This is a genomic window from Streptomyces sp. NPDC052236 (assembly GCF_044548015.1).
GTDB lineage: Bacteria > Actinomycetota > Actinomycetes > Streptomycetales > Streptomycetaceae > Streptomyces.
Window position 1 is genome coordinate 1 of record NZ_JBIUBL010000033.1, and the last position, 13,658, is coordinate 13,658.

Consider the following 13,658-nt stretch of genomic DNA (forward strand, 5'->3'; position numbering starts at 1 on the left):
AAGACCGGCTCGAACGGCCAGACCCAAACCCGAGCACTCACTCACGCTCACCAGAAGTCACCACCGCTCATTACTTCGGCAGCAGTCCACAACCCTCCCGGATCGCGTCCGGATTGGCTGTCATATGGCCCGCACTCCGACTCCTGCCCCAGCAGGCGAAGAGCTCTCCGAGGGCGGGCGAGGCCTGCTGCTGGTCGACGCTGTGACCGACCGGTGGGGCACGGTACCGCTGCCCGGGGGCAAGACCGTCTGGTTCGAGTGCGATACGAAGCACTGAGCCCGACGCACTGAGCCCGGCCGCCTAACATGTGACCGCCCGCCCAGACATGCGTACGAGTCGGAGGAACCATGCCGCCCGCCCCCAAGCCGGAGACCCTCGCCGCCTTCCAGGCCGCCAAGGGCTTCATGCCCCTGGGTGAAGGGCTTGCCCTCCACGCCGCCGCAGTCGAGGCGGGCGCGCTCGGGCTGCCGTTGCTGGAGGTGGGTACGTACTGCGGGCGTTCCACCATCCTGCTCGCCGACGCCGCCCGCGAGACGGGGACGACGGCGATCACCGTCGACCACCACCGGGGCAGCGAGGAGCAGCAGCCCGGCTGGGAGTACCACGACCCGGACGTAGTCGACCCCGAGGTCGGCGAGATGGACACCCTGCCGACCTTCCGCCGCACCCTCTACAAGGCAGGTCTGGAGGACCACGTCATCGCCGTCGTCGGCCGCTCCCCGCAAGTCGCCGCCCTCTGGGGTACGCCGCTGGGGCTCGTCTTCATCGACGGCGGCCACACCGACGAGCACGCGGGCGGCGATTACGAGGGCTGGGCGCCCCATGTCGCCGAGCACGGCATGTTGCTAATCCACGACGTCTTCCCCGACCCGGCGGACGGCGGCCAGGCCCCGTACCGGGTCTACCTCAGGGCACTCGCCTCCAATAAGTTCACGCAAATATCAGAGAGCGGCTCGCTGCGCGTCCTGCGCCGCAGCACCGGAACCGGGATTTAACGGTTCGCCGGGCTAACATCGCGACCGTGCCGTACGCCCAGAACGCCAGCCTCCGCAAGCTCACCATCACGCTCGCCCTGCTGGTGCCGACCCTCCTGGCGGGGTGTTCGGACGAGACCCGGACCGAGCCCCGGCAGACGCAGACGCAGACGCTGCCGACTCAGTCGACCACCGAAGGCAAGCCCGGCCCCGCACCCGCGAGCCCGAGCCCCACACCCCCGGCCGATGCCTCCGGGCCGCTCACCGGCAAGGTCGTCGTCATCGACCCGGGGCACAACCCGGGCAATTTCCGCCATGCCACCGAAATTAATAAACTCGTGGATATCGGCACCAATCGCAAGGAATGCGACACGACCGGTACCTCCACCAACGCCGGTTACACCGAAGCCGAATTCACCTCCGATGTTTCACAACGTCTTCGCACACTGCTGGTAAAGCAGGGCGCAACGGTAAAATTCACCCATAGCAATGAGCGCCCGTTCGGGCCCTGCGTGGACGAACGTGCCCAAATCGGCAACAAAGCGAAAGCCGACGCGGTCGTCTCCATCCATGCCGACGGCTCCGCCGTCGGCAACCGTGGCTTCCATGTGATCCTTCCCGCCCTGGTCAAGGCGGGTGCGGCGGACACAACGGACATCGTCGGCCCGTCCCGCGACCTCGGCGTGCGAATCGCCGGGAAGTTCGTACGCGCGACCGGCAGCGCCCCCTCCAATTACGTCGGCGGCGGTACCGGGTTGGACGAACGCAAGGATCTCGGCGGCCTCAACCTGTCCACTGTGCCCAAGGTATTCATCGAATGCGGCAATATGCGCGACCCGAAAGACGCCGCCTTGCTCACCAGCTCGAACTGGAGGCAGCGCGCGGCGCAAGGAATGGCGGACGGCATCAGCAGCTACCTCAACCAGTAGGGCCTGTACCCAGCAGACGACCGGAGCGGTCAGACGATAGGTTCACCTACTACGATGAGGAGTCACCCCCGAGCTCCGCGCCGTGCAATCCGCCGTACCGACGAAGGACTTTTACGTGAACATCCGCTCCCTCACTCGAGGCGATGGCGTGGTGATCGGAGCAGCGGTGTTGCTGTTCATCGCCTCATTCCTCGACACGTTCGACTGCTCCGGAAACAACTGCGACGACGTGCCGAGCGCCTGGGACAACGGGTCCCTGCTCCTGGGTGTCTACCTGGCCGGCATCATCGCCGCCGCGCTGATCGTCGTCGCGCGCGGGCTGCCGCAGTCGCCGAAGGTCCTCGGGTTGGACCTCGGCCAGCTCGGCATCGCCCTGGCCATCTTCACGGCCTGGAGCTCGCTCGGCGCGATCTTCGACCCGGCGGGCTCCCTGGACGTGGACGCCCTCGACGCGGGCCTCGGCATCATCCTCGGCTTCGTCGCCGCGCTCGCCCTCGCGGCCGGTGCGGTCTGCTCGCTTCTGGTCCCCGCGTTCAGGGCCCCGCTCATGGGCGCCCCGAGGCCGGCCGCGCCCCAGTCGCCGTACGGCGCGCAGCCCGGCATGCCCAGCGGCGGCTACGGCTACCCGGGCGCCCAGCAGCAGCCCTACGGCGCACAGCCGGGTCAGCAAGGCATGCCGGGTCAGCCTCAGCCGGGCCAGAGTCAGGGGCAGGGGCAGCCGTACGGCGCGCAGCCCGGTCAGCCCCAGCCCGGGATGCCCCAGCCGGGTCAGCAGCAGGCGGCACCGGCTCCGGCCGCGCCGCAGAAGGCCGGTGCGCCCGCCGACTTCACGCCGTTCTGGTTCGCGGTGCCGGTGGCCCGTCCGCTGTACGGGGAGGACGGTTCGCCCGCCCCGATCGCCGAGCTCGCGCCCGGCACGTGGTACCTCGCGGTGGAGCAGCGGGGGCCTGGGCTGATCGCTCAGACGCAGGACGGGCGTCGTGGCGTCCTCCAGGACACGTCGGGGATCCAGCGCGGCTGAGGTTCTGACTCCTTGCAGCGGCCTCTCGCCCTTCGGGGTGGGGGGCCGCGTCGTTGCGTGGTGCGGGTTGCGGTGGGTGCGGGTTGGTTGCGCCTGCGGCGGGCTTGTTCCCCTACCCGCCCCTTCCCTTAACTGGGGCTCCGCCCCAGACCCCGCGCCTCAAGCGTCGGCGGGGCTTGGTTTTCCGTCGGCGGGGCTGGATGTGGGGGCTTGAGGTAGTCTGACGTATCGTCAGATACGAGGGGACGGACCCGGTATGCGACTCGGACTCGCTCTCGGCTACTGGGGCCGCCAGCCCGACCCCCGCCACCTCGACCTCGCCCGCGAGGCCGAACGCCTCGGCTACGACTCCGTATGGACGGCGGAGGCCTGGGGCTCCGACGCGTTCACCCCCCTCACCTGGATCGCCGCGCACACGTCCCGTATCCGCCTGGGCACCGCAGTGGCGCAGATGGCCGCCCGCACCCCCACCGCCACCGCCATGCACGCGCTCACCCTGGACCATCTCTCCGGCGGGCGAATGATGCTCGGGCTCGGCCTGTCGGGGCCGCAGGTGGTCGAGGGGTGGTACGGCCGCCCGTTTCCCAAGAGCCCGCTGACGGCGACCCGCGAATACGTCGACGTCATTCGCCAAGTCCTCCGGCGCGAGGCCCCCGTTGAACTGGACGGGCGCTTCCACCCCCACCCGTACCACGGCGAGGACGCCACCGGCATGGGCAGGCCGCTCAAGTCGATCACGCATCCGCTGCGCGCCGGGCTGCCGCTGCTGCTCGGCGCGGAGGGCCCCCGGAACATCGCCCAGACCACGCGTATCGCGGACGGCTGGCTGCCCCTGTACTGGTCCCCCATGCGTACGAACGTCTACGAGGCGTCGCTCACCGGCCTCCCCGCCGGCTTCGTCATCGCGCCGATGGCCCGCGCCAAGGTCTGCGACGACGTGGCAGAGGGGCTGCTGCCGGTGAAGGCGATGCTCGGCTTCTACATCGGGGGCATGGGCCACGCCGCCCGTAACTTTCATGCCGATCTGATGGCCCGGATGGGCTTCGAGGGCGAGGCGCGCCACATTCAGCGGCTATTCGCACAGGGCCGCCGCGAGGAGGCGGTGCTGGCGGTGCCCGATGCCTTCGCCGACGAGATCTCGCTGGTCGGGCCGCGAGAACGGATCGCGGAGCGGCTGGAGTTGTGGCGCGAGGGACCAGTCACCGACCTGCTGGTGACGGCACCGGACCCGTACACCCTGCGCGTTCTCGCTGAGCTGAACGGCCAACGGAACAATTGAGCGCGCTGCTTGCAGCAATCAAGCTCTTCTAGCAGCAGTCCGCGCAGTCGGCGTCGAGTCCGCGCGGCAGCCGCTCCCCGCCGAAGACCGCGGTGGTTGCCTCATCTCCACCCAGGGCGGCCACCGCGAGCAGCAGCGACCCGGCCGTCCAGGTGGTGAGCTCCTCGGGCCATATGGCCCGGTTGCCCTCGAAGACGTACCCCGTCCAGTACATGCCGCCCTCGGCCCGCAGATGCTGGATGGACTGGAGAACCTCCAGCGCCCGGTCGGACTCGCCCATCACCCACAGCGCCAGGGCGAGTTCGCAGCTCTCCCCGCCCGTCACCCAGGGGTTCGGCAGCACACAGCGCACACCGAAGCCGGGGACGACGAAGTCGTCCCAGCGGTCCTCCAGGCGCGTTTTGGCCGCCGCGCCGGTCAGCGCGCCGCCGAGGATGGGGTAGTACCAGTCCATCGAGTAGCGGCTCTTGTCGAGGAACCGCTCGGGGTGGCGGCCGATCGCGTGCGCGAGCGCGCCCGCAGCCAGCTCCCAGTCGGGCTGCGGCTCCTCGCGCTCCTCGGCCAGCGCGAGCGCGCAGCGCAGCGCCTGGTGCACCGAGGAGCTGCCGGTCAGGAGCGCGTCGTTGACGGGGGTGCCGTCCGCCTCCCGCTTCCAGCCGATCTGGCCGCCGGGCTGCTGGAGCGCGAGCACGAACTCGACCGCGGCGAAGACCACCGGCCACATCCGTTCGAGGAACAGCTCGTCGCCGGTGGCCTGGTAGTGGTGCCAGACGCCGACGGCGATGTACGCGCAGAAGTTCGTCTCGCAGCCGAGGTCGGTGGGGTGTTCGGTGGCACCGCCGGCCCCTCCGTCTTGGTATCCGGCGTACCAGGAGCCGTCCTGGTTCTGGTGGCTGATCAGCCACTCGTACGCACGGGCCGCGGCCTCGTGCTCGCCCGCGGCGTCCAGCGCCATCGCGGCCTCGATATGGTCCCAGGGGTCTAGGTGGTGCCCGCTGAACCACGGGATCGCGCCGTCCTCACGCTGCACGGCGAGTATCCCGGCGACCGTCTCGACGGCTTCCTCGGCGGTGAGGACGCCGGGCAGGATCAGGTGTTCCGTACGCCCCGGAGTGGTCACTTGGCGGCCACGGCGGGGAGGTGCGGCTTGGTCGCGTACGCCACGAAGCTCTTGCCTATCAGCGGGTTGAGCGCCTGCTCGGCGATCCGTGTGGCCAGCGGCTTCTTCATGATGTCCCAGACCAGCAGCTGGTGGTACGCCTTGACCGGCAGCGCTGCGTCTTCACCGTCCCTGCCGACTCCGAAGGCGCACTTGAGCCACCAGTACGGCGAGTGCAGCGCGTGGGCGTGGTGTGTGCCGTACGGCTTGAGGCCCGCTTCCTTCATCCTGCCGAGCAGTTCGTCGGCCCGGTAGATGCGGATGTGGCCGCCCTCGACCTCGTGGTACGCGTCGCTGAGCGCCCAGCAGATCTTCTCGGGGCCGTAGCGCGGGACGGTGACGGCGATCCGGCCGCCGGGGCGCAGTACCCGCACCATCTCGGCGAGCACGCCCTTGTCGTCGGGGATGTGCTCCATCACCTCGGAGATGATGACGACGTCGAAGGCCTCGTCGGGGAACGGGAGGTTGAGCGCGTCGCCCTCCATGGCGGTGGCGGTGGCGCCCTCGGGGGCCTCGCCCGCCTCCTTCATGGCGGCGAACCAGCGGGCGACCTCGCGGATCTCCTCGCCGTTCTGGTCGAGGGCGACGACGTGCGCGCCGCGCCGGTAGCACTCGAAAGCGTGCCGCCCCGCGCCACAGCCCAGGTCGAGCACGCGGTCGCCCGGTGCGAGCGGGAAGCGGGAGAAGTCGACGGTCAGCACGCGGTCCTGCTTTCGCGGTCGGGGGATGTACGGGTCGAGATCCCGGTAGGGGCGGCCTGGGCCGAGGTACCGCGGGGCTGGGGCGCGGCACGGGTCGGGGTACCGGCCGCGGTACCGGCCGCGGTCGCTGCACGGGTTGCGGTACCGGTACCGGTACGGGCCTGGGTCGTCGCGGCACGCGTCGCGATCGCCTCGCGGTAGCGCTCCGCCGTGCCCAGCGCCGCCTGCCGCCAGGTGAACCGGGCCAGCACCCGTTCCCGGCCCGCCGCGCCGAGCCTGGCCCGCAGTTCGGGGTCGCCCAGCAGCCGCCCCAGCGCCACGGCCAGCGCCCCCGCGTCGCCCGGCTCCACCGCCAGGCAGGTCTCGCCGTCCGGGCCCGCGACCTCCGGGATCGCGCCGCCGGTCGTGGCGACCAGCGGGGTGCCCGTCGCCATCGCCTCCGCCGCGGGCAGCGAGAAACCCTCGTACAGCGATGGCACGCACGCCACCTGCGCGCTGCGCACCAGGTCGACCAGTTCGGCGTCCGTGATGCCCTTGACGAACTCGACCGCGCCGGCGAGCCCGTACCGCTCGATCATCTGCGCGACAGGACCGTCCTCCGCGCGCTTGCCGACGACGACAAGATGGGCGTCGGGGTTCTCCGTACGGATCTTCGCCAGCGCCTCCACGAGATGTACGAGGCCCTTGAGCGGCACATCCGCGCTGGAGGTGGTCACGATCCGGCCCGGGATCCGGGCGACGGCCGGGTCCGGCGAGAAGAGGTCGGTGTCGGCGCCGATGGAGACGACGTGGACGCGGTCCTCCCGTACGCCGAGGTGGTCCACGATCTCCCGCTGCGAGGAGCCGGAGACGGTGAGCACGGACGGCAGCCGCCGCGCGACCCGCTTCTGCATGCGCGTAAAGCCGTACCAGCGGCGTACGGAGGCGCGGCGGCGCCAGCCGTCCGCCTCGGCCAGATCCAGCTGCCGGTCGACGGTGATCGGGTGGTGAATGGTGGTGACCAGGGGCGCGCCGAGATCGCGGAGCAGACCGTAGCCGAGGGTCTGGTTGTCGTGGACGACGTCGAACTCGCCGCGGCGCGCGGCCAGATGACGCCGGGCGCGCAGCGAGAAGGTCAGCGGTTCCGGAAAGCCGCCGGTCCACATGGTGGCGACCTCGACGGCGTCGATCCAGTCGCGGTACTCGCCGGGCCTGGGCGTACGGAAGGGGTCCGGGCTCCGGTACAGGTCGAGGCTGCCGAGCTCGGTGAGCGGAACGCCTTCGTCCAGTACGGGATAGGGCTGCGCGCCTATCACCTCGACGCTGTGGCCGAGACGGGCGAGCTCGCGCGAGAGATGGCGTACGTAGACGCCCTGACCGCCGCAGAAGGGGTTGCCCTTGTAGGTGAGGAGGGCGATACGCAGCGGTTCGTCACCGCCGTTGCCGCCACTACCGCCGTTGCCGCCGCCGGACGAGTCTATGGCCTCAGCGGTCACTCACGGCCCCCTTCTCACTGCGTTTTCGCCGGAGCGTAGCCGCTCGCGCTAATCTAGAACAAGTTTCAAACCTGATGACTCATGAAGGATCGAATCTACCGGCAGGTAGGCCCGCGGTAAGGGCCGGATCAGGTGATTCGCGCCACCACGACAGCACCAGTGGAACGGGAAGGTATGAGAGTCGAAGCCATGCCGACAGGACGGGCGACGGGACAGGCGGTGCCGCCCCTGACGGAGCGCCAGGAGGCCCGCCGCCGTCGCATCCTGCACGCCAGCGCCCAGCTGGCCAGCCGGGGCGGCTTCGACGCGGTGCAGATGCGCGAGGTCGCCGAGTCGTCGAGCGTCGCCCTCGGCACGCTCTACCGCTACTTCCCTTCCAAGATCCATCTGCTGGTCGCCACCATGCAGGACCAGCTTGAGCACATGCACACGACGCTGCGCAAGAAGCCCCCGGCCGGGGACAGCGCGGCGGAGCGGGTCGCCGAGACGCTGATGCGGGCCTTCCGCGCGCTCCAGCGCGAGCCGCATCTCGCGGACGCGATGGTGCGGGCGCTGACGTTCGCGGACCGCAGCGTCAGCCCGGAGGTGGACACGGTCTCGCGGCAGACGACGGCGATCATCCTGGACGCGATGGGCCTGGACAGGCCGACGCCGGAGCAGCTGTCGGCGGTGCGGGTGATCGAGCACACCTGGCACTCGGCGCTGATCACATGGCTCTCGGGGCGCGCGTCGATCGCACAGGTGAAGATCGACATCGAGATGGTGTGCCGATTGATCGACCTCACGTCACCCGAGGACTGAAGCCGGCCCGGACTACTCCTCCGGCGGGAAGACCGGATCCCCGCCCTCCAGCAGCGTGATCGTGATCGCCTCCACCGGGCAGTTCTCCGCCGCCGCGAGGATCTCCTCACGGGCGTCGGTCTCCGGCTCGCACGGCTGCGACTGGCGCGCCGAGTCCAGCGTGAAGCCGTCCGGCGCGGCTCCCACGCACATGCCGGAGCCGATGCAGACCCCCCGGTCGACCTCGATGCGCCAGCGGTCGCCCATTACCCCTCCCAGCCTGCGGGCAAGTGGATCATCTTGTGCTCCAGAAACGCGCTGAATCCTTCCGGCCCGAACTCCCGGCCCACGCCGGAGTTCTTGTAGCCGCCGAACGGCCCGAGCATATCCAGACTGAACGTATTCACGTTGTATGTCCCGGTTCGGACACGCCGAGCGAAGCTGATCCCGTGCTCCACGTCGGCGGTCCACACACTGCCGCTGAGCCCGTAGTCGGAGTCGTTCGCCACCTTCGCCGCCTCGGCCTCGTCCCCGTACGGCAGCAGGCAGATCACCGGCCCGAAGATCTCCTCGCGGGCGACGCGCATGGAGTTGTCGACCCCGCCGAAGAGCGTCGGTTCGACGTACCACCCCTGGTCGAGACCGGCCGGACGCCCGCCGCCGGTGAGGAGTTTGGCGCCTTCCTCCTGCCCGATCCGGATGTAGTCGAGGGAACGCTGCTGCTGGCGCTTGGCCACCAGCGGGCCGACCTGCGTCGCCGGGTCGAGCGGGTCGCCCACCACCAGCGCGTTCGCCGCGGCGGCCAACGCCTCCGCGAACTCGTCGTACCGGCTGCGCGGCGCGAGGATACGGGTCTGGGCGACGCACGCCTGCCCGTTGTTCATCCACGCCGCCGGGACGATCCCGGCCACCGCCACATCCAGATCCGCGTCGGGCAGGATGACCGCCGCCGACTTGCCGCCGAGCTCCAGCGTGACGCGCGTGAGGTTGCGCGAGGCGACCTCCATGACGCGCTTGCCCGCCGCGACCGAGCCGGTGAAGGAGACCTTGTCGACGCCGGGGTGTCCGACCAGATACTCGCTGACCTCCCGGTCGGCGGGGAGGATGGAGAGCACGCCCTCCGGCAGCCCGGCCTCCTGGGTGATCTCGGCGAGGATGTACGAGTCGAGCGGCGACTCGGGCGAGGGCTTGAGCACCGCCGTACACCCGGCGAGCAGCGCGGGTCCGAGCTTGGCCGCCGCCGTGAACTGCGGGACGTTCCACGGCACTACGGCGGCGACGACTCCGACCGGTTCGCGGCGTACGAGGATGGGCCCCAGCACGCCGGAGCGCCGCCCCTCGAACGGGAAGTCGCGCGCGACCGTGATCGCCGCGTCCCACACCATCATCGCGCCGAGCGCCTGGCCGAGCACGCTCCAGGAGTACGGGGAGCCGTTCTGCGAGCTGATGGAGCGGGCGATCTCCTCATGCCGTACCGCGACCGCGTCTTTGATCCTGCTGACCACCTCGATGCGCTCGTCGAGCGTCATACGGGGCCAGGGCCCGTGGTCGAAGGCCTTGCGGGCGGCGGCCACGGCGCGGTCCACGTCGGCGCGCGAGGCGTGCGGCACGCGGCCGATGACGTGCTCGGTGTGCGGCGAGACGACGTCGATGGTGTCGCTGCCGAGGGGGTCGGTCAGCTCCCCGCCGATGAACAGCTTTCCGTGTTCCTCAAACTCGGTCATGGCTGTCATGGCTACTGCCTCCCGCGGCCCGATACTTTCTGACACTGTTTCAGAACTGATACCAGTTCTAGTTACAGTTGGCCAGTGAGAAATGGGGTCTCCATGACAGAGGCGCAGGTGATGGTTCACGGCGGCGGGGTCTGGTCCATCGAGGTGCCCATCCCGGACAACCCGCTCGGCCACACCCTGGTCCACCTGCTCGACACCGACCGCGGCCCCGTCCTCATCGACACCGGCTGGGACGACCCGGCCTCCTGGGACACCCTCGTCGCCGGGCTCGACTCCCTCGGGGTCCTGGTGAGCGACATCCACGGCGTGGTCATCACCCACCACCACCCCGACCACCACGGCCTGTCCGGTCGGGTCCGGGAGGCCTCCGGCGCGTGGATCGCGATGCACGCCGCCGACAGCGCGATCGTCCGCCGCACCCGGGATGCCGAACCGCACCGCTGGCTCGACTACCTGACGGACAAGCTCGTCCGGGCGGGCGCGCCCGAGGAGCACATCGCCCCGCTGCGGGCGGCGCGCGCCTCGGGGTGGACGCGTCCGCTGCCGGGGCAGCACGCCGCTCTGCCCGACCGGGAGATCGTGCCGGGCGAACTCCTCGGCCTGGCGGGGCGGCGGCTGCGGGCCATCTGGACTCCGGGGCACACCCCTGGCCATGTCTGTCTCCACCTGGAGGAGGACCACCCCAGGCAGCGGCCGGGCGGCGCGGGCCGTGGGCGGCTGGGGCGGCTGTTCTCCGGTGACCATCTGCTGCCCGGGATCACCCCGCACATCGGCCTCTACGAGGACCCGGACGACGCCACGGTCACCGACCCGCTCGGCGACTACCTCGACTCGCTGGAGCGCATCGGCCGCCTGGCCCCCGCCGAGGTCCTCCCGGCGCACCAGTACGCCTTCCCCGACGCCGCCTCGCGGGTACGGGAGTTGCTCGCGCACCACGAGGAGCGGCTCACCGGCCTGCTCGGGCTGCTGGCCGGTGCGGCGCTGACGCCCTGGCAGGCCGCCGAGCGGATGGTGTGGAACCGGCCCTGGGAGCAGATCCCGTACGGATCACGGAACATCGCGGTCTCGGAGGTGGAGGCGCATCTGCGGCGGCTGGTGAAGCTGGGGCGCACGGAGGAGCTGACAGGCACGCCGGCAACCTTCGTGGCGGTTGACCCGGCCTCGGGCGGGCGGTGACGGGCGGGCGGTGACAGGCCGGTACAGGCCGGTACAGTGGGCGAGTCGTCATCATGCCCGTACGGGGGGAAGCCGGTGCAAATCCGGCACTGACCCGCAACCGTGAACCGTCGCCAGTGGGCGGTCAGTCGGAATGCCCCGTAGGCGGTCGTGACCGGCTCGTGTCATCGGCAGCCGCCGGTGACCGGCACCGTCGAGGCATACGGAGCCGGAGCCCTGGTGCCTCCGCGTGCCTGTGCCCGGCTCCCCAGGAGAGGCCCAGCCCGCCATGACCACAGTTCGCCGCAGCGCCGCCGCAGCGCTGGCCGCCGCCTCCGCCGTACTCTGCGTGGCCGCGGCCCCGTCCCCGTCCCCGTCACCCTCGACGGTGATGCCGTCCGGTCTGTACGGCACGGGAGACCCGACGTACGACGGTGTCTGGCGGCAGTCGCTGGCGCTGCTCGCGCAGGACACGGTGGGGGTCAAGCCCGCCGTACAGGCCGTCGACTGGCTGACGGGGCAGCAGTGCGAGAGCGGCGGCTTCCCCTCGTACCGCGCGGACGCGGCCAAGGCGTGCGACGCGAAGCTGCCGCTGGACTCGAACGCCACGGCCGCGGCGGTGCAGTCGCTCGCCGCGCTGGGCGAGACGGTGGACAAGTCCGTCGGCTGGCTGAAGTCCGTACAGAACGCGGACGGCGGCTGGGGCTACAACCCGGGTGGCGCCAGCGACGCGAACTCCACGTCGGTGGTGATCGGCGCGCTCGCGGCAGCGGGCGATAAGCCGGGCGAGGTGAAGTCGAAGGGCGGGAAGACGCCGTACGACGCGCTGCTGACGTTCGCGAAGCCGTGCGGCGGGAAGGACGGCGGGGCGTTCGTCTACCAGCAGAAGTCGCCCGGCCTCATCGGCGACTCCACGGCGGCGGCCGTGCTGGGCGCGCAGGGCAAGGGCCTGGTGGTGACCGCAGGCGCGAAGGACGCCAAGGGCACGGTGTGCGAGGCCGCGACGACAGCGGAAGGCGCGGCGCACAACGGCGCGGTGTATCTGGCGACGGCGCTGGCGAAGACCGGCCACCTCGTGACGCCGCCGATGCCCGGGGCGACCGACCCGGCCGAGAAACCGGACTTCGGCAACACGGCGGACGCGGTGGTCGCGCTGGCCTCGCAAGGGCTCGGCGAGCAGGCGAAGAAGCCGCTGACGTGGCTGGAGCAGAACGCGGCGGCGTGGGCGAAGGAGAACGGCCCGGCCGCCTACGCCCAGCTGATCTTCGCCGCGCACGCGAGCGGGGCGGACCCGAAGAGCTTCGGCGGTACGGATCTGGTGGCGGGGCTGAATGGGACGGGCCCCGCGCCTCAGGCGGCGTCTGAGGCGGCGTCTGAGGCGAAGAAGGACTCCGAGAAAGACTCGGGGAAGGACTCGGGGCTGGGCGCCGGGGTGTGGTGGATCATCGGCGTGTTCTTCGTCGCCAGCGTGGGCGCGGGTTTCCTGTTCAGCGGACGCAAGAAGAACCAGCAGCTGTGACGCGCACCCGGCTTCTCTCCCTCGCTCTCCTGGCGTTCGCCGTCCTGGTACTGGGAACGGGAGCGGGCCAGGCGCAGGCCGCCGGTTACCGCTACTGGTCGTTCTGGCAGAGCAGCGGGGACGAGTGGACGTACGCGACGGAGGGCCCGGCGACCGCGCGGCCCGCGGACGGCTCGGTGAACGGCTTCCGGTTCTCGGTCAGCGCGGACAGCGGGGACGCGGCACAGCCGCGTACGGCACCCGACTTCGAGGCGGTCTGCGGCGGAACGCCGCCGAAGTCGGGCACGAAGCGGATCGCGGTCGTGATCGACCCGGGTACGCCGGCGGACGCCAGGGACGGCGAGACACCGCCGGGCCCGCAGGCGAAGTGCGCGCGGGTCGCCGAGGACGCGACCAGCGCGGACGCGCTGGCGTCGGTGGCGAAGCCCCTGCGGTACAACAGCCAGGCGCTGCTGTGCGCGATAGCGGGCTACCCGGAGTCGGGCTGCGGCGAACAGGTGTCGGGGGACCGCCCGACCGTGGAGCCGGAGCCGGGGGCCACCTCGGCGTCTGCCGCGAGCGAGGGCCGGGGCGGTGACGACGGGGGCCCGTCGGTGGGCCTCTTCGCGGGCATGGCGGCGGTACTGGCGCTGGGCGTCGCGGCGGTCTGGCAGTCGCGCCGCCGCCGGTCGTGATGGCCGACGCGCGAACGGTGCGGGGCGACGGCATGGAGCCGCCGCGCCGGGGAGGCGCGGACCCCCGGGTCGGCGGGCCGACGCCCGCCGCCGACGAACGCGGGGACGGCGGAACAGCCCGCCGCGCGGGCGACGGCACGTCGCCACCTACCGCGACCGGCCGCTGGGGCAGTGAGAGCGGCGAAAGCGGCGAGACACGTCGGCGCACGCCCGACGACCCGGCGGCCGACGGCCGCTCCTGCGAGACATCGCCGCGAT

The 13,658-nt window shown here is 71.1% G+C and carries 14 protein-coding genes and 1 riboswitch; of the genes, 9 read left to right on the forward strand and 5 right to left on the reverse strand.

The genetic code is table 11. The features are described from left to right. Positions 1-124: 124 nt before the first annotated feature. From ACIHCQ_RS37590 to ACIHCQ_RS37610, 5 genes are all read left to right on the forward strand, one after another. A complete protein-coding gene (locus tag ACIHCQ_RS37590; RefSeq protein ID WP_399672846.1) occupies positions 125-277 on the forward strand; it encodes an ATP-binding protein in 153 nt (50 codons plus the stop codon). Between the two features lie 71 nt (positions 278-348). Continuing rightward, positions 349-996 carry a class I SAM-dependent methyltransferase gene (locus ACIHCQ_RS37595; protein ID WP_399672848.1) on the forward strand — a complete coding sequence of 216 codons (648 nt, stop codon included), beginning with the start codon at positions 349-351 and terminating at the stop codon, positions 994-996. 17 nt (positions 997-1,013) lie between these two features. Next, a complete protein-coding gene (locus ACIHCQ_RS37600; RefSeq protein ID WP_399673038.1) occupies positions 1,014-1,904 on the forward strand; it encodes an N-acetylmuramoyl-L-alanine amidase in 891 nt (296 codons plus the stop codon). A gap of 115 nt (positions 1,905-2,019) precedes the next feature. After that, positions 2,020-2,925: a hypothetical protein gene (locus ACIHCQ_RS37605; protein ID WP_399672850.1), complete on the forward strand. Its 906-nt coding sequence runs from the start codon at positions 2,020-2,022 to the stop codon at positions 2,923-2,925. A 256-nt stretch (positions 2,926-3,181) separates the two neighbouring features. After that, entirely contained in the window at positions 3,182-4,204 is a 1,023-nt protein-coding gene (locus ACIHCQ_RS37610; protein ID WP_399672852.1) for an LLM class F420-dependent oxidoreductase, read from the forward strand. Positions 4,205-4,232: 28 nt separating this feature from the next. Here ACIHCQ_RS37610 and ACIHCQ_RS37615 read toward each other — a convergent pair whose 3' ends face one another. From ACIHCQ_RS37615 to ACIHCQ_RS37625, 3 genes are read right to left on the reverse strand one after another with little or no spacing between them, the layout of a single operon-like run. Further along, positions 4,233-5,324, reverse strand: a complete 1,092-nt coding sequence (locus tag ACIHCQ_RS37615; RefSeq protein ID WP_399672854.1) for a prenyltransferase/squalene oxidase repeat-containing protein — start codon at positions 5,322-5,324, stop codon at positions 4,233-4,235. Next, the gene (locus tag ACIHCQ_RS37620; RefSeq protein WP_399672856.1) at positions 5,321-6,064 is read right to left on the reverse strand and encodes a methyltransferase domain-containing protein; all 744 of its coding nucleotides are present in this window, start codon (positions 6,062-6,064) and stop codon (positions 5,321-5,323) included. The genes ACIHCQ_RS37615 and ACIHCQ_RS37620 overlap by 4 nt, the downstream gene beginning before the upstream one ends. Next, positions 6,058-7,539, reverse strand: coding sequence for a glycosyltransferase family 4 protein (locus ACIHCQ_RS37625; protein ID WP_399672858.1), 1,482 nt, complete (start codon positions 7,537-7,539; stop codon positions 6,058-6,060). The genes ACIHCQ_RS37620 and ACIHCQ_RS37625 overlap by 7 nt, the downstream gene beginning before the upstream one ends. 189 nt (positions 7,540-7,728) lie before the next feature. On the opposite strand from ACIHCQ_RS37625, the gene ACIHCQ_RS37630 reads away from it, so the two are divergent. Beyond that, a complete protein-coding gene (locus tag ACIHCQ_RS37630) occupies positions 7,729-8,340 on the forward strand; it encodes a TetR family transcriptional regulator (protein ID WP_399672860.1) in 612 nt (203 codons plus the stop codon). Positions 8,341-8,352: 12 nt separating this feature from the next. On the opposite strand, the gene ACIHCQ_RS37635 is transcribed toward ACIHCQ_RS37630, so the two are convergent. Next, positions 8,353-8,586 carry a ferredoxin gene (locus ACIHCQ_RS37635; protein WP_399672862.1) on the reverse strand — a complete coding sequence of 78 codons (234 nt, stop codon included), beginning with the start codon at positions 8,584-8,586 and terminating at the stop codon, positions 8,353-8,355. Then, positions 8,586-10,043, reverse strand: coding sequence for an aldehyde dehydrogenase (locus tag ACIHCQ_RS37640; protein ID WP_399672864.1), 1,458 nt, complete (start codon positions 10,041-10,043; stop codon positions 8,586-8,588). Before ACIHCQ_RS37640 ends, ACIHCQ_RS37635 begins: the two co-directional genes overlap by 1 nt. 102 nt (positions 10,044-10,145) lie before the next feature. On the opposite strand from ACIHCQ_RS37640, the gene ACIHCQ_RS37645 reads away from it, so the two are divergent. The 3 genes from ACIHCQ_RS37645 to ACIHCQ_RS37655 all read left to right on the forward strand — a co-directional run bounded on the left by ACIHCQ_RS37645 (position 10,146) and on the right by ACIHCQ_RS37655 (position 13,400). Next, positions 10,146-11,228: an MBL fold metallo-hydrolase gene (locus ACIHCQ_RS37645; protein ID WP_399672866.1), complete on the forward strand. Its 1,083-nt coding sequence runs from the start codon at positions 10,146-10,148 to the stop codon at positions 11,226-11,228. Between the two features lie 65 nt (positions 11,229-11,293). Continuing rightward, a riboswitch (cobalamin riboswitch) is annotated at positions 11,294-11,367 on the forward strand. Positions 11,368-11,496: 129 nt separating this feature from the next. Further along, complete coding sequence (locus ACIHCQ_RS37650; protein ID WP_399672868.1) at positions 11,497-12,726, forward strand: prenyltransferase/squalene oxidase repeat-containing protein; 1,230 nt, start codon at positions 11,497-11,499, stop codon at positions 12,724-12,726. Then, positions 12,723-13,400 (forward strand): SCO2322 family protein, encoded by a 678-nt coding sequence (locus tag ACIHCQ_RS37655; protein ID WP_399672870.1) that lies wholly within the window; start codon positions 12,723-12,725, stop codon positions 13,398-13,400. The genes ACIHCQ_RS37650 and ACIHCQ_RS37655 overlap by 4 nt, the downstream gene beginning before the upstream one ends. Positions 13,401-13,658: the final 258 nt, after the last annotated feature.